Annotated in this window: 22 protein-coding genes and 1 pseudogene; 15 read left to right on the forward strand and 8 right to left on the reverse strand. The window is 53.9% G+C overall.

Annotation, left to right across the window (positions count from 1 at the left end):
- Positions 1 to 110: 110 nt before the first annotated feature.
- The 8 genes and pseudogenes from QWT68_RS12305 to QWT68_RS12340 all read left to right on the forward strand — a co-directional run bounded on the left by QWT68_RS12305 (position 111) and on the right by QWT68_RS12340 (position 5,186).
- The gene (locus QWT68_RS12305) at positions 111 to 1,091 is read left to right on the forward strand and encodes an amidohydrolase family protein (RefSeq protein ID WP_290148547.1); all 981 of its coding nucleotides are present in this window, start codon (positions 111 to 113) and stop codon (positions 1,089 to 1,091) included.
- Positions 1,092 to 1,158: 67 nt separating this feature from the next.
- Complete coding sequence (locus QWT68_RS12310; protein ID WP_290148548.1) at positions 1,159 to 1,785, forward strand: NUDIX hydrolase; 627 nt, start codon at positions 1,159 to 1,161, stop codon at positions 1,783 to 1,785.
- 29 nt (positions 1,786 to 1,814) lie between these two features.
- Complete coding sequence (mntA, locus tag QWT68_RS12315; RefSeq protein ID WP_290148549.1) at positions 1,815 to 2,222, forward strand: type VII toxin-antitoxin system MntA family adenylyltransferase antitoxin; 408 nt, start codon at positions 1,815 to 1,817, stop codon at positions 2,220 to 2,222.
- Positions 2,215 to 2,630, forward strand: a pseudogene (gene hepT, locus QWT68_RS12320) (type VII toxin-antitoxin system HepT family RNase toxin). The gene mntA and the pseudogene hepT overlap by 8 nt, the downstream one beginning before the upstream one ends.
- Positions 2,631 to 2,674: 44 nt before the next feature.
- Positions 2,675 to 3,412, forward strand: coding sequence for a hypothetical protein (locus tag QWT68_RS12325; protein ID WP_040285323.1), 738 nt, complete (start codon positions 2,675 to 2,677; stop codon positions 3,410 to 3,412).
- A 144-nt stretch (positions 3,413 to 3,556) separates the two neighbouring features.
- Positions 3,557 to 4,009, forward strand: a complete 453-nt coding sequence (locus QWT68_RS12330) for a MarR family winged helix-turn-helix transcriptional regulator (protein WP_040285324.1) — start codon at positions 3,557 to 3,559, stop codon at positions 4,007 to 4,009.
- A 26-nt stretch (positions 4,010 to 4,035) separates the two neighbouring features.
- Positions 4,036 to 4,557: a spermidine/spermine N(1)-acetyltransferase gene (paiA, locus tag QWT68_RS12335; protein ID WP_290148550.1), complete on the forward strand. Its 522-nt coding sequence runs from the start codon at positions 4,036 to 4,038 to the stop codon at positions 4,555 to 4,557.
- Positions 4,558 to 4,574: 17 nt separating this feature from the next.
- On the forward strand, positions 4,575 to 5,186 hold the full coding sequence (locus QWT68_RS12340; RefSeq protein WP_040285326.1) for an FMN-binding negative transcriptional regulator: 612 nt from the start codon (positions 4,575 to 4,577) through the stop codon (positions 5,184 to 5,186).
- A 123-nt stretch (positions 5,187 to 5,309) separates the two neighbouring features.
- On the opposite strand, the gene QWT68_RS12345 is transcribed toward QWT68_RS12340, so the two are convergent.
- Complete coding sequence (locus QWT68_RS12345; protein ID WP_290148551.1) at positions 5,310 to 5,804, reverse strand: hypothetical protein; 495 nt, start codon at positions 5,802 to 5,804, stop codon at positions 5,310 to 5,312.
- A gap of 117 nt (positions 5,805 to 5,921) precedes the next feature.
- Positions 5,922 to 6,344, reverse strand: a complete 423-nt coding sequence (locus QWT68_RS12350) for an organic hydroperoxide resistance protein (protein ID WP_040285328.1) — start codon at positions 6,342 to 6,344, stop codon at positions 5,922 to 5,924.
- 167 nt (positions 6,345 to 6,511) lie between these two features.
- Here QWT68_RS12350 and QWT68_RS12355 point away from each other — a divergent pair, with 167 nt between their 5' ends.
- Positions 6,512 to 7,711, forward strand: a complete 1,200-nt coding sequence (locus QWT68_RS12355) for a DUF4317 domain-containing protein (RefSeq protein ID WP_290148552.1) — start codon at positions 6,512 to 6,514, stop codon at positions 7,709 to 7,711.
- Between the two features lie 303 nt (positions 7,712 to 8,014).
- Here QWT68_RS12355 and QWT68_RS12360 read toward each other — a convergent pair whose 3' ends face one another.
- The 3 genes from QWT68_RS12360 to QWT68_RS12370 are packed head-to-tail and all read right to left on the reverse strand — an operon-like array spanning position 8,015 to position 12,790.
- The gene (locus QWT68_RS12360) at positions 8,015 to 9,826 is read right to left on the reverse strand and encodes an ABC transporter substrate-binding protein (RefSeq protein WP_290148553.1); all 1,812 of its coding nucleotides are present in this window, start codon (positions 9,824 to 9,826) and stop codon (positions 8,015 to 8,017) included.
- A gap of 31 nt (positions 9,827 to 9,857) precedes the next feature.
- Complete coding sequence (locus QWT68_RS12365; RefSeq protein WP_040285633.1) at positions 9,858 to 11,354, reverse strand: ABC transporter permease; 1,497 nt, start codon at positions 11,352 to 11,354, stop codon at positions 9,858 to 9,860.
- A gap of 14 nt (positions 11,355 to 11,368) precedes the next feature.
- Positions 11,369 to 12,790, reverse strand: coding sequence for an ABC transporter permease subunit (locus tag QWT68_RS12370; protein ID WP_040285331.1), 1,422 nt, complete (start codon positions 12,788 to 12,790; stop codon positions 11,369 to 11,371).
- 121 nt (positions 12,791 to 12,911) lie between these two features.
- Here QWT68_RS12370 and QWT68_RS12375 point away from each other — a divergent pair, with 121 nt between their 5' ends.
- Positions 12,912 to 14,651 carry an ABC transporter ATP-binding protein gene (locus tag QWT68_RS12375; RefSeq protein ID WP_040285332.1) on the forward strand — a complete coding sequence of 580 codons (1,740 nt, stop codon included), beginning with the start codon at positions 12,912 to 12,914 and terminating at the stop codon, positions 14,649 to 14,651.
- A gap of 244 nt (positions 14,652 to 14,895) precedes the next feature.
- Positions 14,896 to 16,461 carry a malate:quinone oxidoreductase gene (locus QWT68_RS12380; RefSeq protein WP_290148554.1) on the forward strand — a complete coding sequence of 522 codons (1,566 nt, stop codon included), beginning with the start codon at positions 14,896 to 14,898 and terminating at the stop codon, positions 16,459 to 16,461.
- A 62-nt stretch (positions 16,462 to 16,523) separates the two neighbouring features.
- Here QWT68_RS12380 and QWT68_RS12385 read toward each other — a convergent pair whose 3' ends face one another.
- Entirely contained in the window at positions 16,524 to 16,856 is a 333-nt protein-coding gene (locus QWT68_RS12385) for a DUF3889 domain-containing protein (RefSeq protein ID WP_290148555.1), read from the reverse strand.
- A gap of 127 nt (positions 16,857 to 16,983) precedes the next feature.
- On the opposite strand from QWT68_RS12385, the gene QWT68_RS12390 reads away from it, so the two are divergent.
- The 3 genes from QWT68_RS12390 to QWT68_RS12400 all read left to right on the forward strand — a co-directional run bounded on the left by QWT68_RS12390 (position 16,984) and on the right by QWT68_RS12400 (position 20,198).
- Positions 16,984 to 17,469 (forward strand): methylated-DNA--[protein]-cysteine S-methyltransferase, encoded by a 486-nt coding sequence (locus tag QWT68_RS12390; protein ID WP_040285635.1) that lies wholly within the window; start codon positions 16,984 to 16,986, stop codon positions 17,467 to 17,469.
- Between the two features lie 316 nt (positions 17,470 to 17,785).
- Complete coding sequence (locus QWT68_RS12395) at positions 17,786 to 18,580, forward strand: ABC transporter ATP-binding protein (protein WP_290148556.1); 795 nt, start codon at positions 17,786 to 17,788, stop codon at positions 18,578 to 18,580.
- Complete coding sequence (locus QWT68_RS12400) at positions 18,573 to 20,198, forward strand: hypothetical protein (protein ID WP_290148557.1); 1,626 nt, start codon at positions 18,573 to 18,575, stop codon at positions 20,196 to 20,198. Before QWT68_RS12395 ends, QWT68_RS12400 begins: the two co-directional genes overlap by 8 nt.
- Before the next feature lie 52 nt (positions 20,199 to 20,250).
- Here QWT68_RS12400 and QWT68_RS12405 read toward each other — a convergent pair whose 3' ends face one another.
- Entirely contained in the window at positions 20,251 to 20,631 is a 381-nt protein-coding gene (locus QWT68_RS12405; protein ID WP_040285336.1) for a hypothetical protein, read from the reverse strand.
- Between the two features lie 545 nt (positions 20,632 to 21,176).
- Here QWT68_RS12405 and QWT68_RS12410 point away from each other — a divergent pair.
- Positions 21,177 to 22,628: an NAD(P)H-binding protein gene (locus tag QWT68_RS12410; RefSeq protein WP_040285337.1), complete on the forward strand. Its 1,452-nt coding sequence runs from the start codon at positions 21,177 to 21,179 to the stop codon at positions 22,626 to 22,628.
- Positions 22,629 to 22,666: 38 nt separating this feature from the next.
- Here QWT68_RS12410 and QWT68_RS12415 read toward each other — a convergent pair whose 3' ends face one another.
- Positions 22,667 to 23,293, reverse strand: coding sequence for a nitroreductase family protein (locus QWT68_RS12415; RefSeq protein WP_040285338.1), 627 nt, complete (start codon positions 23,291 to 23,293; stop codon positions 22,667 to 22,669).
- Positions 23,294 to 23,392: the final 99 nt, after the last annotated feature.

The raw sequence follows: 23,392 nt of genomic DNA on the forward strand, positions 1-23,392 counted from the left end.
GCCACATTACGATACTCCGGACACAGGGCTCTCTCCGCCCTGTCCATCCATGATACGATAATACATAAAGCACATTTGGGACGGCTCCCTGAGAGGAAAGGCGGAAGACCATGAAGACACTGATCACGAATGCATGGATTCTCACGATGAACGAACAGATGGAGGAGTACCGGCATGGCTATGTGCTGGCGGAGGAACAGATCCTCGCCATCGGGCCGATGGAGGACCTGCCGGCCGATGTGGCGTATGACCGCCATCTCGATGCGCGCGGGGCGATCCTCATGCCCGGGATGGTGAATACGCACACCCACATCGGAATGATCCCGTTCCGGTCGCTCGGGGATGACTGTCCGGACCGGCTGCGGCGGTTTTTGTTCCCGCTGGAGAATGAGTGCATGGACAGTGCGCTTGCAGCGGCGAGCGGCAAGTATGCCATTGCGGAAATGCAGCTCGCCGGGGTGACGGCGTTTTTCGATATGTATTATTTCGAGGAGGCGCTGGCGCAGGCAGCAGAAGAGATGAACGCGCGGGCGTTACTGGCGGAAACGGTGATCGATTCGGTGACGGTGGACGTGCCGGAACCGCTCGGCGGTCTTGCGTATGCGGAACGGTTCATGCCGAAGTGGGATAAGCACGGTCGGATCCGGGCCACGGTCGCGCCGCATGCGCCGTATACGAATACCGTCGAATCGCTGCAGCGGGCGGATCGGCTGTCGGCGGACCATGGTGTGCCGTGGACGATGCATGTCAGCGAAATGGATTTCGAGGTGGAGCAGTTCCGGCAGCAGCATGGCCAGACGCCTGTGGAGTTCCTGGAGGCGATCGGCTCCCTCGAAATCGGCAAGCAGGCGGACCTCGTACTGATCGAGACGGAGTCGGTCAACATGTTCCCGATATTCGATCCGTATTCGGCGCTCGTCTACTCGGCGAACGCCGGCAATGTCCGGGATGTGTTCATCGGCGGCCAGCAGGTCATTGCGGACAAGAAGCCGGTCGGCCGGGACATCCCTGCCCTGCGTGAGGACCTGGCCGCCGCTATGCGGGAGAGCGGGTTTGAACGGAAGGCGATGGCGGCCATGCCGGAAAAATGACCGGTCTTTCCGCCTTCGGCAATCAATGATACGATGAAGGAAACACGGTGCATAGGGGGCAATGGAGATGGATATCGACGGATTGGAGCGGCGGCTGGCCGCAAATGATGCTTTGTTCATCGGCGAGGAAACAGCATTCCGCGCAGCGGTGCTCATACCGCTCGTTGAGCACGAAGGAGAGTGGCACGTCGTCTTCGAAGTCCGCGCGTTTTCAATGCGTAAGCAGCCGGGGGACATCAGCTTTCCGGGCGGACGGATCGACCCGGAGGATGCCTCGCCAATGGCGGCGGCGCTGCGGGAGACCCATGAGGAACTCGGCATTGATCCGGAAACCGTCCGGATCGCCGGCAAGCTGAGTCCGTATATCGCGTCCCCGTCGTTCGTCGTCTACCCGTTCGTCGGCATCTGCGACTACCATGAGATCGCCCATTCCTACAACCGCGCGGAAGTCGAGGAAGTGTTCGCCATCCCGCTCGACTGGCTGCTCGCACACGAACCGGTCCTTCACAAGGTGCCCGTCCAGCCGGCTCCGCTGCCGGATTTCCCGTTCGATAAGATCTATAACGGCAAGAAATACAAACGGGCGAACCGCATGCAGGAGGAATGGTTCTTCGACTATGAGGGCTATACGGTTTGGGGACTGACTGCCCGTATCCTGAAGCATTTCATTGATATTCTGAAAGGTCGGGGGTGACGGAGATGGGTGGAAAGGAGAGGGAGCGGATGTTAGGACCAGACAATATTGAATACGTTGTGGCTCATTTGGAAGAACGAGTGAACCCTGCCTTTGTCATTCTTTTCGGCTCTTACGCAAAAGGAACAGCGCACACAGACAGCGATCTGGATATTGCTTATTACTGTGAAAAGTTGTTATCTGGCTATGATCGTATGATGCTTGCTAATGAGTTGGCGGCCATTGCAGGATGCGATGTAGATCTCGTTAACTTACGAGATGCAAATACAGTTCTCGCCTTCCAAATATTCTCCACGGGCATAAAGATATCTTGTCGTGATACTGATGAATTCATCAAACAGCGTGTGTTGGCCTACAAAATGTATGCAGTCTTAAATGAGCAGAGAGCAGGCATACTCGAGGCGATTAAGCAGAGAGGAAGTGTATACGGTGAATGAAGACATCATTTTAAATAAGGCGGCTATTATCGAATGGTGTACTTCCCGTATTCATGAAGTTTATGAAGGCAATCCTGCAAATTTGGCGGATTACACAAAGCAGGATAGTATCGTCCTGAATATACAGCGAGCTTGTGAAGCTAGTATTGATTTGGCAATGCATATTGTCAGTGAGGACCGGTTAGGAATTCCGAAAGCCAGTCGGGAAGCTTTTGTACTTTTGCAGGATAATGAAATTATATCTAAAGAACTTGCTCAGAATTTGATTCGGATGATCGGTTTTCGCAATAATGCTGTCCATGATTATCAGGTGATCGATAGCAATATCCTTCAATCCATCGTAGAAACCATTTGGAAGACTTCAAAGCGTTCACCAGCCATCTGCTGAAGCGGCTGGATGGGCAGTAAGGAATTCCTCAATATTTCATGTCTTTAGATGAGGAAGTGATTGAATGAAAAAAGCAACAGGGTTCATCATCGGCATTGTGCTGCTGGCAGTCTCACTGCCTTGGGCGGGTCCGATGGCGCTCGAATATATCCATGACCAGCGGATGGACGGGAAGTACCGGTTCACTGACATTTCCGAAGGAGAACCGCCGACCCCTGCCTTGTACAAGTTCAACGGCCAGGAAATCACGATTGACGAAACGCCATTGGAGAAGCCTGAGTACATAGACCCGTGGGAGAATGAAATGTCGTTTTCCGATATAGCAGTCAAGGTGAACGGAAAAGAAATCGATCGGCTGCCGGCGTACCCCGTCCGATCGGAGCAAGAGGGCCTGAACCGCTATTTCGGAGATATTGCGTATTTCCTCGTGGAGGATAAGAAGGCGGGCGAGACTTCGTTTGTCCTGGCGCTGAAACGGACGAAAGAAACAATTTCCGCAAATGCAGAGGGAGACCATATCGGATGGGTGCCTGAAGAGGAACTGCAGTATACCTACTACAGGGTGAGTGATGCCGGGGACGTGACGCGCACCGACTTCGGGTATGCGGATCGGGATGGCTTTGAAACGAAACTGCTGGCGAATGGCCATCTGGCGCCGACGTCAGTCGGATATTACACCGACCTGTGGCATGCCTATCCCTCTTTCTTCTTCCCTCTGTTACATCCGCTGCTGACGATGATTGCAGGCGGTATCCTGATTGTTTTCTGCTGGCCGTTCCGGAAAAAGAGAGCAGTCCAGTAAGGACCGAGCCTATTTGGCACCGGTGGAGGTCCTTGCTGTCATTCTCTGTTTACCGACTCCCTGCAATCTTTTTATTGTTGCAAATACAACAATAAACATGTAGACTATAGTACAGCAGTTCATCTGCTGGCAGAGGAGGTCCGTATGACTGAGATACTTCGTGAAATCGGAATGATCGCAAGAGCGCTGGATTCCATAAGCAATATTGAATTCAAGGAATACGACCTGACCAAAGGGCAGTACTTGTATCTGGTACGCATCTGTGAGAACCCGGGAATCATACAGGAAAAACTGGCTGATATGATAAAAGTGGACCGCACAACAGCAGCCCGGGCCGTAAAAAAACTGGAAATGAACGAATTCATCGAGAAGAAGAATGATCCGCAGAATAAAAAAATCAGAAGACTTGTTCCGACTGAAATAGGGAAGCGTGTATATCCTTTCATCCTGAGAGAAAATGAGCATTCAAATAAGAATGCCTTTGAAGGATTTTCCGAGAGCGAAATGGAACTCACTTTTTCTCTTCTTCAGAGAGTCAGAAAGAATATAGAAAAAGATTGGGAATTCGTCAAAAAGGGAAATAAGCGAAGCTACTAATGAGCGACAGGAGCTGGAAATTGCCTATGGATATCATAATGGAAAGATGCACCCGCGATGATTTACAAATCCTGCAGGAAATCAGTATTGAAACGTTCCAAGACACATTCAAGGAACAAAATACCCCTGAGAACTTGAAAGCATATCTGGAAAAAGCGTTTTCCATCAGGAAATTGGAACGGGAACTCGTCAATACGGCTTCTCAATTCTTTTTCATTCGTGTGGAAGACGAATTGGCTGGATATCTAAAGGTCAATACGGGAAGTGCCCAGACGGAAGAAATGGGTGCGGACTCTCTTGAGATTGAAAGGATCTATGTGAAACATACCTTTCAAAGACAAGGGATTGGCAAACATCTGCTTCTCAAAGCACTGGAAATAGCGGTTTCGCTTCGTAAAGAACAAGCATGGCTCGGTGTTTGGGAAAAGAATGAAAATGCTCTTTCGTTTTACGAGAAGATGGGATTTGTATCTGCAGACTCCCACTCCTTTTTTATGGGAGATGAAGGACAGACGGATATTATTATGATAAAAACACTCAGTCAGTAGATGGGAGGCGGATTGATTTGTATATCCCTAAACAATATAAGGTCGAGGACTTCAGGGAGATTGAAGAATTCATCCAAAACAACTCGTTTGGTACGGTTGTGACGACCGACCAAGGCAGACCGTTGGCAACTCACCTGCCTGTTCAGATGCATAAGCGCGGGGATGACTACTATATAACCGGGCATATGGCTCATACGAATCCTCAATGGAGGACTTTCCCGGATGAACAAGGAAGTGTTCTGGTCATGTTTCAAGGTCCCCATGCTTATATATCATCCTCCTGGTACCAGTCTGAAGAAGTGCCTACTTGGAATTATCAAGCCATCCATGTATATGGCGCAGGCCGCATACTGAGTGAGCAGGAATTGCAGGAAGATCTGATGCTTCTATTGCAAAAATACGAGCAGGGTCGCAAAAATGCTGTTTTGTGGGAGACACTCTCCTCCCAGACAAAGAAGCAGATTGCCGGAATTGTCGGCTTTGAAGTGAAAGTGCAAGATGTCCAGGCTGCTTATAAATTGAGTCAAAATAGAAGTGCAGAAGATTATCATCATATCGTTTCTAAATTACATCAAGAAAAAGACGGAAATTCAAGATTAGTAGCAGAGGCGATGAAAGCTAGGATTTGAATCGTCCAGCTTCCCACCGGCTGATTGTCGGTGGCTCAGGACACTCTTAAATAGCAAGAAGTTTCCATACTAAAAGCACCCAGCCGCTTGCGTCTGGGTGCTTTTGGTATGCAGCTGCTCCTCTTATTGCCGGCACAGCACGACGATCCGGCTTGGGGTCGTCTGCGCCGGAATGCTGCGGGTCGTGCGGCTGTAGGTGACGATGAGGTCCCGGTTCGCGAGGCTGCCGTTGAACGGCTGGCCGTTCGGCAGGAAGACCGGGGTGTCGTCGTCCAGCAGCAGCTGCAGGGAGCCGTCGCTGCTGATGAGCTGCTCGTCGAACTGTGCGACCGTTGTGAACTGACCGGGGACCTCCTTGCTCATGACGAGCGCGCTGTACTGCGGCGGATAGATCAGGATGACCGGCGCATCGGCGTCATAGAAGCCCGTCACCGTGTCCCCCGGCATGACGACGGCCTGGTCGGTGAAATAGGTCGTCGGCGACACGGTGAAGCGGACGATCTGATCCGGCGCCTGTTCGACGGTATAAATTTTATAGCAGTCCGACTCCTGATGCTGCCCGATCGGCACGTCCTCGATATCCATGACAGTACCGGTGAACGATCCGAAATTCCCCAAAACGATTCCTCCTGTGTCTTCATCTTGACTCCTCTTACTATATGCACGGCTTGCCGATTGCGGAAGCCGCTTGCGCCGGCATGAAAAAAGAGCGGAAAGGGATCCGCTCTTTCGGATTTATTGCGCTTCCAAAGTGACTTCGATGTTGTTCCGTGTCGCTTTCGAGTACGGGCACACTTGGTGCGCTTTTTCGACGAGCTCCTGCAGTTTGTCCTTCTCGATCCCTGTCCCTTTGACTTCGAGTTTGACGGCCAGTTTGAACCCTTGGTCAGCTTCGTCTTTCTGCAGGCTGACATTCGCTGTCACTTCGGAGTCGAACTTGACCTTCTCTTTGCCTGCGACCAGCTGGAGTGCTCCGTCGAAGCAGGCTGCATATCCTGCAGCAAACAGCTGCTCTGGATTCGTTGAATTCTCGAGTTCTTTGGCCCGTTTCGTACCGGGCATCGCTGTGTCAAAACTGACGACATTATCGGAAGACTGGACATGCCCTTCCCGTCCGCCTTTTGCGGTCGCTGTGGATGTGAATAGTGTTTCTGCCATGTGATCACTTCTCCTCATCTTATCGTTTTTTGACGCTGTCCGTTCTATACCCGCTTTGCTTCCATGTTAAGCATCGTCAATCCTTGCTATAATGAAAAAATGCGAGAACCGCCGCTGATGTGGCGCGGCGGCTACAGTCTGTATCTAGAGAAAGCAGGGGAAATACCATGAATAAGAAAGACATTGCTGCAATCCGCAAGCAATTTAAACCGGAGGCCGATCTGCTGACGATCCAGGATATCTACAACGTCTACGTGCGCCAGGAGAGCAGTGAGATCTATCATGAAGAAAGCCAGGCGTTCGAGCTGCTCGACCGTGACCGGCAGGAACTGTTCCTGACGAGTTTCAAGAAAGTGCTCGGCGGCAAGCTTGCGATGAAGCTGTTCGAAGTCCGCTTCGCACCTGTCCAGGAAGGCCAGCGGAACCATACCCAGCAGCTGCTGTACGCTGGTCTGCATGCGGCAGACGCCGACGGTTGGCGCCGGGAGATGCAGCTGATCGCCGAGAAGATGGTAGCGGATGCGCAGCATGAGAAGGATCTCGTCATCACCTTCATCCGCGGGCAGTACTTCAAGCCGACGCAGTCGAAGGACGACCTGGAAGAGCGTGAGATGGGCGAGCGGGACGAAACGTATACGACGCCGTTCATCCTCTGCAGCCTGAACCATACCGAGCTGCCGAAGCCGTCGCTCATCTTCGACTTCACGGGCAGGGAGTTCAAGTCGAGCGAACTGGCGGACCCCGTCGTCAAACTGGCCTCACCGGTCGGCGGCTTCCTGTTCCCGTGCTTCACGGACAATGCAGCAGACGTAAACCATATCCTGTATGCGGCCGGAAAGGTGAACAAGCCGGATTACGCCTTCATCGAAAACGTGCTCGACGGCGAGGAGATCATGACGGCGGAGGACGACAAGGCGGTGTTCGAGGAGATCGTCAGGCAGGTCGTCGGCGACGAGGTGAATACACAGACACTGGCCGGTGTGTACGATGAACTTCATAGGATGACGACGGTGGAAGAAGAGGATGAGGAGGCCGACTACGTGCCGGTGCTCGACTCGAAGGAGATCGAGCGTGTGCTGAAAGTGAGCGGCATCGAGGACGTCGACACCGAGAAAGTGCGCGAGGCGTTCCAGACGATTGTCGACGATGAGGCATACGAGCTGAAAGCGAGCCACGTCGTGCCGAACTACAATACGAAATCCATCAAGATCAGCACGAAAGTCGCCAACATCTCCATCAGCCCTCAGGACCTGAAGTATGTGAAGCAGGTCAACGTCGACGGCAAACGCTGTATTCTGATCGAGGTGGAAGAAGATACAATGATCGAAGGGTTCACGCTGCTGGAGGAAGAGCTGTTCGAGTCGTAATTCAATGAAAGTCTGCGATGCCGGTACGATTCTACAGAAAATGCGGAGCAGAGCGGAGCCACAAGCCAGACTTTTGACTTGCTGTCTTTTCTGCGCGGCGCGTTTGTGAAGTTATGAGCGATGGGCGGTGGTTTATGAGCGGAAACCTGAGTTTATGATCACTTTCGCTGCTTTATGAGCGTTTTGCAAGATTTATGAGCAGCTCTCACGATTCTCTATTTGTGCCGCTCCGGACATACGCGTGCAACCGCAATAAAAGCCGCCCCGCCACCTGGTTATACAGGCGGCAGGGCGGCTTACTTTCTATTCCTTGCGGTAGGCTTCTAAGAACTCGTTTACTTGATTTGGATCAGCAATCAGCTCATTGCCTGTATCGACGAGCGGGCTGAGCGTGGAATATGCTTTTTTCTTATTGCCATGGTAGTAATTTAAGAACTCATCTTGGTTGATGGAGAACAAGATCGCTTTGCGCAAGTTCTCGCTGTCCGAGACGGTTCTGCCAGTTGTATTGAACTGCAAATAGGTGACGGCATTGCTGTCGCTCTTTTGCAGCAGCAGGTTATCATCTTTTTCGACGAGGTCATACTTCGTTTCGGGAACTCCGTTGAACAGGTGGATTTCTCCGTTTCGCAATGCAGACAGCGCACTGTCCGCGTCTTCGATGAACCGTACAGTGACAGCCGGGATCTTCGGTTCAAATTCACTTCCGGCACGGTATGCGGGGTTCTTGACGAAATCAGCTTGGTAATCGTTTTTCTTCACAAGGATGTAAGGCCCGCTTGCATACAGTTGGTTATTGTAACCGGCGCCTTCCGTTACTGTGCGCTGATCACCGTAAGGAATGTCTTTGTCCACATCGAACGAAGCTACGTCATATGTGTTGATGTTTTTCACTTGCTTCTCCGATACGATGCCGGCAGATTGGTGAGCCAAGTAGTTCAGCACTTGCGGGAATGGCTCGGTTGTTGTGACTTTCACGACTTGGTAGCTGCCTTTGCTGTTGTCCGCTTTCGTTTTGTCATCGACCAGTTCTGACACTTTGGTGTCCAGTCCGTCTTCGAGAGCTGCTTGAACGGTTTCATCGCTGCCGGAAACGGTCGCTTTTTCCAGCTCACTGAGATCTGTTACGATTTCTGCATTTTTAATATGTTCATGCAGGCTGTATGTCCGGTGATCCGGAACGGAGTCTTTGTCTTTTGCGCGATTCAGCGAGAATACAACATCCTCTGCTCCGACACGTTCTCCTGTATCGACCGCTTTTCCATCTGAGACGGCTGCAAAGTTAATGTCATTGCGGAGGAGGAAGTAGTAGTCGGAATTCCCTTCTGCCATCGCAAAGTTATAAGAAAGTGAACCGTCCGGCACCACTTTATCGTCATCTGTCAAATTGACCAGGCGTACGTACATATTCGTGTTCAGAGTATTGATGGAACCGTCGTTTCCTTTGATCGGGTCGAGCGATGTTAAGTCGCCGATCGCCTGCTGTGCCACGAGCGGTTCAGTTGCCCGTTTGGCTGTGTCATTGAAGTCGATCGTTTCCCAGGCGATTGCACGTGATTTCGCGAGGCGGACCGTGTCGGGGTTCAAGACCATCTTATTGACGCCTTGCGCCTTAAACGAGTTATAAAGCGGAGCGATATAGGCCTTTTCTGCAACAAGCCGCTGTTCCAGCTGTTTGTACGAGTTCGTGTATTCATCCACGGTTTCTGTACTTGCCTGCTCAATCAGTTCATCGGCTTTTTCATCGTCCACGAGACTGTTCGCTCCATCGGATTTGAATAACGCACGAACTGCATAGTCTGGATTCCCGGTCACTGTCGTCCAGCTGGATAGGGCGAGGTCATAGTTGCCGGCTTCCTGCTGGGCTTTGAATGTGCCGTAATCGGGCTGGATGTTCAGCTTTACGTCGAATCCATTCTTAATGAGCTGGTCGCGCACAATGTTCAGGTCTTCCTCACCTGACCCCATTCCGAGAACCTCGATTTTCACTTTCTCTTCCGGTCCGACTTTGGTGTCGGTGTCTTTACCTTCTTTTTCCACTTCTGATTTCGTCTGCACGCACCCTGCCAGCACAAGAACGAGCAGCAATGCGAGTGATAGTAATTTCTTTCCCATCGATGAATCCCTCCACAGTAAGTAGTTGTAATCAGTCAAGCTTCGGGTCGAGTGCATCGCGCAGCCCGTCTCCTAAAAAGTTGAAGGAGAGGACGAGCAGGATGATCGCTAGTCCCGGGAAGATGGCGAGGTACGAATTGGTCTCAAGATATGCACTTCCGACTTTTAAAATATTCCCCCATTCGGGGATGTGGGGCTCTACGCCGAGTCCCAGATAACTCAAGCTGCTCGTCGCGATGACGGCCCCGCCGATGGTCAGTGTCGACTTGACGATCATCGGTGCAAGCGAGTTGGGGACGACCTGTTTGAACAGGATGGCGAAATTCGATTCGCCGAGCGCCTTCGCCGAATCCACGAAGTCGTAATTGGAGACCATGAGGACGTTCGCCCGCATCGTACGGGCATAGGTCGGGATGGCGCCTACACTGAGGGCGATGATCAGATTGACCGTATTCGCGCCAAAAGCCGCAATAATTGCAATGGCCAGCAGGATGCCCGGAATGGAATACAGGATATCGAGCAGCCGCATGATCCAGTTATCGACATGATTGCTGTAGTAGCCGGCAATGGCGCCTAAAAATCCGCCGATCACACCCGGGAGAATGGTGGCTGCAAACCCGACGAGCAGGGAAATTCTCGCTCCGAACACAATTCGCGAAAACACATCCCGCCCGAAATTATCTGTTCCGAATGGGTAGGCAGCGCTCGGCGGCTGCAAAATCGCACTGTAGTTATTCTCCACGGCGAGCGCATAATCGAATGTAAACCGGCTCGTAATGGAGATCGCCAGCATCAGGAGGATGAAAAACATGCCGAGCATCGCGGTCGAGTTCCGTGTGATCTTTTCCCACATGACGTTCCACTTCAGCATTCGCGATCGGTCAGAGCTCCTCGTTTTCATGAGGAGAGTCCATCCTAAAAGAAGGGCGAATAAGTTTCCGGTTACAGCACTGGCCAGCAGCAAGAGCGCCACCCAAGTCATCCAGCGAGGCGCCTCATACTCCTGTACATGGCGAACGACCAAGATGAGTACGGCGAGATAGAAAACCCCGATCAGCAGGAGAGTTCCCATGGACGGTAAAAAGGTATCGCTGACATAAGGTTTGAATAGATTCACCGCGCTGATGGCGAGCACCGTAAACTGTGTCAGCAGCGTATACGCCGCAAACGTATATTCCACAGACTTTTTCGCGTTGATTAGATTGAAAGCGAAAGCCCCTGCGAAAATGTTGCCGGCTGCGAGACTTACGAGCTGGACATAGCCAAGACGTCTCGTGGCTGGTGGAATGACACCCGTCTGGAGCAGATCTTTCTTCATCTTCCGAGTGATGTACACCTGAAAACAAGTAGTCGCTGCCCAGACGCCGAACAGGCTGAAGGCAAAGGGGTGTATATCGCCGGTCTTGAACGAAATGCTGTTCCAGAGAAAGATCCCTGTAAGGACGAGCGACAGAACCCACGTGAAATTCGCTTGCGTGTATTCCGTGGAAACGGCTAACGAATGACGTTTCCGTATTGTTTTTTTCATAGCTTTCACCTGCCTCATGAATGGTCAATCTTCGAACGGATACGCGGGTCCAGCAATGCGTACAAAATATCGATCACTAAATTGACCAGCGAAATAGTGATGGCGACGTAGACGACACCGCCCATGATCGCCGGAATATCGGGGATGAACTGCTTGTCGACGATGTAGCTGCCGATCCCCCGAATGTTGAACACTTTTTCTGTTACCGCCGCTCCCCCGAGCATGCCGCCAAATAATAGTCCGATCACGGTGATCACAGGAATCATGGCGTTCCCGACAGCGTGCTTCCACAGCACCTGTCCGTAAGCCAAACCTTTTGCCCGGGCTGTAATGATGTAGTCTTCATTGATGATCTCCAGAAGGGAGGAGCGCATCATTCTCGCGATGGAAGCGGTAAGCGCGGTTCCAAGCACGACAACAGGCATGATCAGTGAAAGCGCATGCCCGGGGCTGTAGGTCGCCGGCAGCCAATTCAAATGAATGGAAAACCCGAGGATGAAGATCAGCCCCTGCCAGAAGTTCGGGATCGACAGCCCGATCAGCGCGACGAACATGAACGAATAATCCAGGAACGAATTGGGCCGCGTTGCAGATAGGATCCCCACAGGAATCGCAATCACAATCGCCATGATGACGGAAAACAACGCGATCGTTAACGTGACCGGAAACTTGTTGGAAATACTGGCTGCCACATTTTCATTCCCCGCGAACGAAGACCCGAGATCGAACGTTGCAATTCCTTTCAAAGCGTTCCAGAGCTGCTGCCAGTAGGACAAATCGAGCCCATGCAATCGGTTGAAATTCGCAATTTGTTCCTGCGTTGCCGATTCTCCTAAGATGTTGGTGGCCGGGTCGAACGGAGAGACATAGAGAATCGTAAAGACCAGAACGGCAACTCCGATGATCACCCCTATGCTTTGCAAAAGCCGCTCTGTGATATAGAGGATGAATGGATTGCTCATCAGGAACAGCAGTACATACATGAAGAATCCGGGAATCAGCGAAACGATCAAAAATGCAGGGTTCCGAAGAAGCGATTGAAAGTACGTAAAGTACGTCTCCTTTTGCCTCCCCATCTGTGTGAGCTGCATCTCACTGAGCCGCTCACTCTCTGCGGTCAGTTTTTCATCTGCCAGCTTCTCTGCTTCCCGGTGTATGTCAGCCGAGCTGACGTTTTCACCGAAAAATTTCCGCTTCCGTTCAAGCTGATCCTTGTACTCCTCCAGCCATTCTTCCTTCCGCCCCTCGTCCGCCAGTTGTACCCTTGCAGCGTTCAGCATGCTCGAGTACTGCCGGTCTTTTCTATTCCATATATAACTGCAATACGTGAAAAGATGGAGAGGCAGTCCGGCCAGCAGCAAAAGTACTTGGTAGGCGGTATGGCCCCTGGCTTTCTTATAAGAGCGTTCAAAAAGCGAAATTACTGTGCGTGACATCCAATTCACCTCCTTCATATTGTTTAATTCCGATTGGTATACTAAACTATAGGATATACACTATTGATTGTCAATTTTATCTTTTTGAATCATCAAATATGACAAAAGGAGCGTATTCATAATGGAATCGATTTTAAAAGTGAGGAACTTGCACGTTTCATTCACGGGACGACAGAAGGACTTCGATGCTGTCCGCGGGGTCAGTTTCGAGGTCGGCAAAGGAGAAACACTGGGTATTGTGGGCGAATCAGGCAGTGGGAAAAGTGTAACAGCTCGTTCTATCATGAGGTTGCTTCCGTCTCCGCCGTCCTATGTAAAAGAGGGAGTAATTGAGTTCCAAGGGGAAGATCTGAGTTTGAAAACGGAGAAGGATATGGAGAGCATCCGTGGCCACGGCATTGGCATGATTTTTCAAGACCCGATGACCTCATTGAATCCAACAAAGAAAATCGGAGGCCAAATCGCCGAAAGCATAGTGAAACATATGAAAGTGTCTAAGAAAGAAGCGAGGAAGGAGACGATCGAGCTCCTTACATTAGTCGGTATCCAAAACAGCGAGGAACGGGTGGACCAATACCCGCATGAGTTCTCAGGAGGCATGCGTCAGAGGGTGATGATTGCGATGGCACTCGCCTGTAAGCCCGCCCTGCTGATTGCGGATGAGCCGACCACCGCATTGGACGTCACGATACAGGCACAGATTTTGTCGCTCATGAAAAGTATTCAGCAGCGCTTCGGCACTTCGATCATCCTCATTACACATGATCTCGGCGTCGTGGCGGAGATGTGCGACCGCGTTGTCGTGATGAAAGAAGGAGAGATCGTGGAATCCGGCACTGTTTTTGAATTGTTCGAGAGTCCGAAACATCCTTATACGAAACGATTGTTGAATGCACTGCCCCGGTTGGATGACAAAAAGAAAGAGAAACGGGTGCCGCAGCTGCGGGAAGGGATGGACCGGGCTGTCCCGCTTGTCCAAGTGAACTCGCTCCAGCAGCATTTCGGAAACGGCAAAAAAGGGGTGACGAAGGCAGTGGATGATATCAGCTTCCACATACGCCCTGGAGAAACACTTGGACTGGTGGGGGAATCCGGTTCAGGGAAATCCACGACAGGCCGGGCAATCCTCCGGTTAACCGAGCCTACCGCCGGTGAGGTGCTCTACCAAGGAATGGGCATCAGCCGATTTTCTGCAAAAGAGATGAAAGCGATGCGGCGGCATATGCAGATGATTTTCCAAGACCCGTATTCGTCTTTGAATCCGCGATTCAAAGTGCTGGATATAATCGGGCAGGCACTCGATATCCATCGATTGAGCAAAAGCAAACAAGAGAGGAAGAAACGGGTGGAGGATCTTCTCGTGATGGTAGGGCTGGAACCGGAACACGCCATGCGGTATCCACACGAATTCTCGGGCGGCCAGCGTCAGCGGATCGGTATTGCCCGAGCATTGGCAGTAGAGCCGGCTTTCATCGTATGTGACGAACCCCTTTCCGCACTCGACGTATCCATTCAGGCGCAGATTGTGAAATTACTCGAAGATTTGCAGCATCGACTCGGCCTTACGTACTTGTTCATTGCACACGATTTGTCGATGGTGAAACATATCAGTGACCGTGTGGCTGTCATGTACGCCGGCAAGATTGTCGAGTTGGCGGAAAGTGAAGAGCTGTATACCAACCCGCTCCATCCCTACACAAAGTCTTTATTGTCCGCAATCCCGATACCCGACCCGAAACTGAGAACAGCCCCTCATCAGGCGGCAGGTAAAGACTCGGCAGTGGAAAGGATGTTTGATGTAACCAATACAGTGTTAGTGGAAGTGAAGGAAGGGCATTGGGTTGCGAAACCGGATGGCTGATTCCCATGCCGTCCGGTCCCTAAGGTAAGGGGGACTGGAGGGATTATAGGGAATCAGACGCCATCTCGAACATCTCCCTTTTGTATCTCCTCGAATTAGTCTATAATTGGTAGGGTAAAGAACGTATATTCATTAACTGATCGCTCCCAATAGATTCGAGTGAGGAACAGCAATACAAAAGAGGTAGTTCCTTGAAAAGGAACCTGTCTCTCTTTTGCAAATTCAGTGTGTAAGGATGGGTCAAATGAGCAACGGAGAAACGAATACAGACGTGATTCTGATTGGCGCAGGCATCATGAGCGCAACGCTCGGCACGATGCTGAAGGAGCTGGTGCCCGAGTGGAACATCACCGTGTTTGAAAAATTGTCGGAGGCCGGCGAGGAAAGTTCGAACGAATGGAATAATGCCGGAACCGGACACGCGGCCTTGTGCGAGCTGAACTATACGACCGAGCAGGAAGACGGTTCCGTCAACATCAGCAAAGCCATCAACATCAACGAACAGTTCCAGGTGTCGAAGCAGTTCTGGTCGTTCCTCGTGGACAACGGACGGCTGCACAATCCGGAGGACTTCATCCGCCCGCTCCCGCACATGAGTTTCGTGCAGGGCAAGGACAATGTCTCCTTCCTAAAGAAGCGTTATGAGACGATGAAGCAGAATCCGCTCTTCGACGACATGGAGTATACCGAAGACCCGGAGACACTCGAAAAATGGGTGCCGCTCATGATGAAGGACCGGGCGTCGGAGGAGCCGATCGCCATTTCCAAAATCGATGCGGGGACCGACGTCAACTTCGGGGCACTCACCAACATGCTGTTCGACCATCTGGAACGCGAAGGTGTCCATGTGGAATACCGCCGCAGCGTGGAAGGGCTGAAGCAGAAGAGCGACGGCCGCTGGGAAGTGAAAGTGCGCAACCTGGTCAGCGGGGACGTGCAGCGTCATACCGCGAAGTTCGTGTTCATCGGAGCCGGCGGCGGAAGTCTGCATCTGCTGCAGAAATCCGGCATTCCGGAAGGCAAAGGCATCGGCGGCTTCCCGGTGAGCGGACTGTTCCTCGTCTGCAACAATCCGAAAGTGGCGGAGCAGCATTATGCGAAAGTGTACGGAAAAGCGTCAGTCGGCGCGCCGCCGATGTCCGTTCCGCACTTGGACACACGGTATATCAATAACCAGAAATCCCTCCTGTTCGGTCCGTTCGCAGGCTTTTCACCGAAGTTCCTGAAGACCGGCTCGATGATGGACCTGATCACGTCCGTCAAACCGGGCAACGTCGTCAACATGCTGTCGGCCGGCGTCAAGGAGATGGCACTGACGAAGTACCTCGTCGAGCAGCTCATGCTGACGAAAGAGCAGCAGGTGGAAGAACTGCGTGCGTTCGTGCCCGATGCGAAAGTCGACGAGTGGGACACCGTCGTTGCAGGCCAGCGGGTGCAGGTCATCAAGGAGACCGAAGCCGGCGGCAAAGGGACGCTCCAGTTCGGGACGGAGCTCGTCAGCGCGAAAGACGGCTCGATCGCAGCCCTTCTCGGCGCCTCGCCGGGTGCTTCCACAGCGGTCCATGTCATGATCAACCTGCTGAACAAGTGCTTCCCGGACCGGGCGGACGAGTGGCAGGCGAAATTCAAGGAAATGATCCCGTCGTACGGCATCAAGCTGGCGGAGAATCCGTCGATGCTCCATGACGTCAAAGATGCGACGGCCAAGACGCTGAAGCTCGATCACATGGAACCGTTCATGATGGATCGCCAGCCGGAAGCGAAAGCGATCGCAGACGGCCAGAAATCGGCCGATACCGTCGATCGATGAACGGCAAAACGCCTGTCCGGCTCGCCATGAGGCCGGACAGGCGTTTTTTCATCTAACGGACTTCATTGAGGCGGCTGGATCTCCTGGAACCGGACGTCCTTCAATTTGCCGGTCTCGGTCAAATACGTGACACGGACCACAACGGCATATTCGCGATCCCGTTCGCGCAGCCAGAGGCGGAACGATTCTTCTGTAACGTCGTCTTTCTGATGGCTGCCCATATATAAGTAGTCGATGATCTGCGCGTCCGGATAGTGCGCCTGTGCCCGCTGAATGGCGAGACGCGACCATTCTGCATAACTCGGGGTTCCGGCTTCCATGAAACCGACGGCGGTCAGAGGCTGGGATGCATGCGGAAGAATGAACAGGATAACGGCGAGGGCAAGTTTCATCATCAATAGACACCTCGTTTTCCTGTAGGATGCACCGGCGGGCGGAAACTATCCCGCCCGTAAGAAAATGGGTTGGACATATTTAGCGAAAGAGGTGGCGAGATTGCCGATTACAATTGTGCAGGAGAACATGCCGTCATCAGGAAGGACAGTCTATTACAAGTCATCGCTTGGGATCCTGGAAATCACCGGGACGGACGAGGCGGTGTCCTCGGTGCTGTTCCTGGAGGATGAACCGCCGGCTGATGTCCCGGCAGCGGAAGACGCACCAGCAGCTGTGGCCGAGTGCTTGCGCCAGCTGGATGAGTACTTCGCCGGCACCCGGACGGACTTCGATGTGCCGGTGACCGTGAACGGTACCATCTTCCAGCGGGCTGTCTGGCAGGCGTTGACGGACATCCCATACGGAGGGACGGCTTCGTACGGGGACATCGCAAAAGCGGTCGGCAGTGAACGGGCGGTGCGAGCCGTCGGGGCCGCCAATGGAAAGAACAAACTGACCCTGCTCCTGCCCTGTCACCGCATCATCGGCAAGAACGGCACGCTCACCGGCTACGCCGGCGGCATGTGGCGGAAAGAATGGCTCCTCGCGCATGAACAGAAGCATAAGAAGTGAAAAAACCGCCGGTCGGCGGTTTTTTTGATGGGTCGGGAAGTGGGGGCGCTCAAGCAAAGGGGAGAAACGCTCAAGCAAGGGGAGGAGCGCTCAAGCAAAGGGAGGAACGCTCAAGCAAAAGGAGAAACGCTCAAGCAAAGGGAGGAGCGCTCAAGCAAGGGAGGAGCGCTCAAGCAGGGGGAGGAACGCTCAAGCAAGGGAGAGAATCGCTCAAAAAAGCAGCCAATTACACCTATTTCCCCGAAAAAATAGTTGGAATTTTCGGCCGCTATTGTTAGGCTTACACCAAAGACAATCGAAAGCAGGGGGAATTCAGATGGACACGACACCGATCATCTCCATCCGCGAACTCAGGATGGAGTTTCCGGGGAAGCAGGTGCTGGACGGCATCTCGCTCGACGTATTCCGCGGCCAGATCATCGGCTATATCGGGCCGAACGGGGCGGGGAAGAGTACGACGCTCAAGATCCTGCTCGGCTTGATCCGCGATTACAAGGGGACGGTTGAGATCTTCGGCCGCGATCTGAAGGATGATGACCGCGACATGAAACGCCGTATCGGCTATGTGCCGGAAAACGCGGAGATCTATGATACGCTGACGCCGATGGAGTACTTGACCTTCATCGGCGAGCTGTATGGCTTGGACCGTACGTTGGCGGGCCGGAAAGCACGGGACCTGATGAAGATCCTCGGTTTGGAAGACGTGCTCCATACACGGATTTCGTCCTTCTCCAAAGGGATGCGGCAGAAGGTGCTCATCATTTCGAGCCTGCTGCACAATCCGGATATCCTGTTCCTGGATGAACCGCTCAGCGGCCTGGACGCAAACAGTGTCATGGTCGTCAAGGATATCCTGGCCACGCTGGCGGCGAACGGCAAGACGATTTTCTACTCGTCCCACATCATGGATGTTGTCGAGAAGATCAGCAACCGGATTGTGCTGCTGAATGACGGACTGCTCGCAGCCGACGGAACGTTCGAAGAGCTGAAAGGGCAAGACGATACGGGGACGCTCGAGACGATCTTCAATTCCCTGACCGGCTTCGATCAGCATGAACAGACGGCCCGGCGGTTCGTCGATACAGTGACGGGCGGTGGAACCGTTGACTGACTTCCGTTCCCTCCGTATCCTCGACCGGTTCCAGGGGATGTTCCGCAAATTCGGTGTCAGCTATCCCGCCATGCGGGCGATCGTCGGCCTGAAGCTGACGATGGATGAACGGCGGGTGCCCGTCGTGTTTTCGCAGACGAAGCTGAAAGAGGGCAACCAGTTCATGAAATCGCTCGCTCTCTACGTGCTGTATGGACTCGTCACCATCCCGTTCCTGTTCTTCGGCGACAGCCCGATGCTGCAGATGGGGTTCGTGTTCGGCATTTCGATGTTCATGATCATGACGTCGCTCATCGCCGATTTCTCGACAGTGCTGCTAGACGTCCGCGACCGTGTCCTGCTGGCCGCCGCACCCGTCGATGACCGCACGCTGAATGCCGCAAAACTCGTCCATATCACGATCTACATGTCCTTGATGACCCTTGCGCTGCTCGGCATCCCGTCGATTGTCATGCTGGCGGTGAAGGGCCCGGTTTTCTTTCTGCTGTTCCTGGTGATGCTGGGGCTTCTTTTGCTGCTGATCATCGCGCTGACCGCGATCACCTATATGGTCATGCTGCGCTTGTTCGACGGTGAACGGCTGAAAGACTACATCAATTACGTCCAGATCGCCCTCTCGATCGGGCTTTTCGCCGGCTACCAGGTGCTGATCCGCTCGTTCGACTTTGTCGGCCTGTCCGTCGAGTATGTGTTCCGCTGGTGGCATCTGCTGCTGCCGCCGCTCTGGTTCGCCGCGCCGTTCGAGTGGCTGCCCGGCGGAAATGGCGATCCGGTGCTGAAGGTGTTATCCGCCATGGCCGTTGTGATCCCGCTGCTCGCAATTACGCTGTACATCCGCAAGATGCCGCAATTCGAGCAGAACCTGCAGAAATTGCTCTCTGAGATGAAAGGCGGCACACCGCCGCGTGCGTTCCTGATGACATTCTGGGAAAAACTTCTGTGCCGGGACAAGGAAGAGCGGGCGTGTTTCCGGTTCGCCTGGCAGCTCATGAAGCGCGAGCGGGAGTTCAAGCTGAAAGTGTATCCATCGCTCGGCATCGGGTTCATCGCCCCGTTCCTGTTCCTGTATATCTTCCTGCAGGAGGGGCCAATCTCAAGCATCGGGAAGTCGGATCAGTTCTACATGCTGTACTTCAGTTTTCTCGTCATAGCGACGCTGACGATGATGCTCAGCTACTCGGAAAAGTACAAAGGCGCCTGGCTCTTCGAGGTCACGCCGATCCGGCAGCCGGGTGTTCTGAAACGGGGTACGCTGAAGGCGAGCCTGGCGCAGCTGTTCCTGCCGATCTACCTGCTGCAGGCCGTGCTATTCGGCATCCTGTTCGGTGCACGGATCATTCCCGACATCCTCGGTATCCTGATCGCGGCGGTGCTCTACGCAGCGATCTGTTATGGGATGGGCAGCCGGGGAGTCCTCCCGTTTTCCCGGCCGATGGGCGAGTCCCTCCAGTCGGGCACTGCCAAGCAGATCATCTTCATGCTGCTGATCGGCGCCTTCGTCATCCCGCACATCATACTCGCCGGCCTTCCGTACGGGTCGTGGATCTACCTCGTCCTCATCGCGATCGCCTGCATCATCGGCTGGCGGACGGTCCTGCCGGTGAAAGGAATGGCCTGACAGAAAGCCCCCCGCCAGCCTTCTGACAACTAACGGGGGGCTTTGTATTTGGTTACCGCTCATCACGGATTTTCAGCGCGACACGTTCTCCGGCCAGGCCGGGGAGTTTCAGCACGCCGATCCCCATGTCAGGGGCCTCATTATGGGCGTGGCGGATGGTCGCCGTCACGACCGGTTTTGAGAACTTGCGGTAAGCCTCCATTGAGATGTCGACGTAGGCGTTCCGCTCGTCATGCTGATACAGAACGTATAGATCCTCCCCATCCCGGTATGTCCGGAACACGGTGTCTTCGGCGCCATCGGACACGGCGGATGCCGGGACGTCCGCTGACGTGAGGAGCGCGTGCGGCAGCGGACCGTGCATGGCACTGTAGACACCCGCCGCAACCAGCACGAGCATGCCGATAGCCGTCAGCCAGATGGACTTCTTCATCCGCCATCCCCCTTTCCTGGAAATCTGATACTATCTGTACGCTGCGTCTCAGGAAAAGTTCCGGTCTCTCGGGATTTAATCCGGGTAACCAGGCCCGGCGGTGCGCCCGTCCACCGACCTGCCGCTGGGCGGGATCCCTTATCGGACAGTTCAGCGGCTGTATCGGACATAACCTGTGAAGTATCGGACGTATCGGTCGGCATATCGGACATAACCTGTGAAGTATCGGACACATCACCAAATTTATCGGCATCCGCACACAATTCCGAGACCGCGGGGACACACACCCTTCCTGTGAACTCCGGCGGCGCGCAGAAAACAGACAAGCCGGCATTTATCTTGGAAGTAAGACGAAGCAGATTCGCTCAAGCATCCGGTCGAACCGCTCAAGTGAGCAGCCGAACGCTCAAGCAAACAGCGAAACGCTCAAGCCCCCGCATCAACCGCTCAAGCCGCCAGCTGAAACACCCATCCCCCAGCGCTTACCCCTGCTGAAAGAAGGGTACAGCATCCATAGATCGAGAGAACAGGGAGGCGGAGTACATATGCAGACGAGGAAACCGGTAGTGGCGGTCGCCGGCGCAAGCGGCTATATCGGCCACAACCTGCTGGATTGCCTGAAAGGGAAGGCGCACGTTATCGCGCTGTCGCGCAGCGGCGGCCGGCGGCAGAGTACGGAGGATGTCACGTGGCGTTCGTGCGATTTGTTTTCAATGAAAGACGCCGAAAAGGGGCTCGAGGGGGCGGACATCGCCGTCTACCTCGTCCATTCCATGCTGAAGTCGGCGAAACTGACGCAGGGGACGTTCGAGGACATGGATGTCATCCTCGCCGACAACTTCGCCCAGGCAGCGAAGAAGCAGGGCGTGCAGCAGATCATCTATCTCGGCGGTATCGTGCCGGAGGAGGATGAAACCCATCTGTCACGCCACCTGAAGAGCCGGCTTGAAGTGGAACGCGTGCTGCGCGACTATGGGGTGCCGGTGACCGCACTTAGAGCCGGTCTGATTGTCGGGCCGAAAGGGTCTTCATTCCCCATTCTGTCCAAGCTCGTCAAGCGGCTGCCGGTCATGGTGCTGCCGAAGTGGACGAAGACCCGGACACAGCCGGTCGCACTGAAGGATGTGCTGCGCGGACTGACGGCCGTCATCCTCGACACCGAACTCGAGGACCGGTCGATCGACATCGGCGGCCCGGACGTCATGACCTACCGGACGATGATGAAAGCGACGGCCGAAGTCATGGGCAAGAACCCGAAGATGATCGGGGTGCCGTTCTTCACACTCACCCTGTCGCGCCTCTGGCTGCGGCTCGTGACGAATACGCCGAAAGAGATGGTGTACCCGCTCGTCGAAAGCCTGCGGCATGCGATGGTCATCCAGCCGGGCCATTACGTCGAAGGGGTGAGCGACGGCCAGACACCGTTCCGGGAAGCGGCCCGGATCGCACTCGACGAAGAGCGCTGTTCCGGGAAGCAGAAGCGGGCGGGCTCGCTCCTGCCGAATTTCGGCCCGCTCAAACAGGACGTGCGGTCCGTCCAGCGCATCCGGCTGCCGGGCGGCTGGACGGCGGATGAAGCTGCCCGCTATTACGTCCGATGGCTCGAGACGTTCCTGAATCCGTGGGTCCATACGGCAGCGGATAACGAGCTGAACTGCAAGATCGGCTTCCTCGGGGACCATACGCTGCTCGAGCTGTCGTATTCAGGGGAGCGCAGTACGGAGGACCGGGCCCTCTACTACATCACCGGCGGTCTGCTGACGGATACGCAGCACAACGAGCGCGGCCGGATGGAATTCCGCAAGATCCCGGGGGCGGATGAAGCGATCATCGCAATCCACGACTACCTGCCGTCATTGCCGTGGTTCGTCTACTACTTCACGCAGGCGTTCATGCACTCGTTCGTCATGGGCGCCTTCCGCCGGCACATGAACCGGCTGAGCGTCAGTGAAGAGGATCGGCAGTACGTCTGCGCGCTCACTGTGAAAGATATGTAAAAAAGGCCCCTCGCCAGGGGCCTTTTCCAATGGAACTATTATACGAATTTCGCAATCTTCTCAAGCGGCAGTCGGGTCGAGCCGTAGGCCGGCGCCGCCGCTTTGCCGATGGCGATCAGCACGAGCGGCACATAGCGCTCCTCCAGGCCGAACTCCTCTGCAAATGCCGCTTTGTCGAACCCGCCCATCGGCACGGTATCATACCCTTTCGCCTTTGCGATCAGCATGAGCTGCATGGAGATCAGACCCGCATCGAACGCTGCAATGTTGAGCCGTGCCTCTTTCGGCGCGTTCGGATAGAGCGCCTTCGCATTCGCGATCTGCACCTGGACGTTCGTTTCATCGATATTGCCCGCTTCCAGGTTGGACAGGTAGATCTCGTCGATATGCTCATACATCTCCGTGTCGGCGATGACGGCGATCAGCGCGGAGGACGTCTCCATCTGCTCCTGGTTGAATGAGAATTCCTTGATGCGTTGTTTCGCCGCATCGTCCTGGATGACGAGGAACCGCCAAGGCTGCAGATTGCTGGAAGAAGGGGCCAGGGACGCTTCCTTCAGCATCTCTTCGATTTCAGCTGGATCGATTGTGAAGCCGGGATCGTATTTGCGGACGGATTTCCGGGCATGGATCACTTCGGACAATGGCTTGTATAATTCTGACATGGGGTAAACTCCTTTGGATGAAAGATTGGATTCAACTTACCATTAGTAAGTACTGAACAAAAGCTTACTATTCGTAAGTTTGTTTGTCAACTGGGACTG

Source organism: Sporosarcina trichiuri (assembly GCF_030406775.1).
GTDB classification, from domain to species: domain Bacteria; phylum Bacillota; class Bacilli; order Bacillales_A; family Planococcaceae; genus Sporosarcina; species Sporosarcina trichiuri.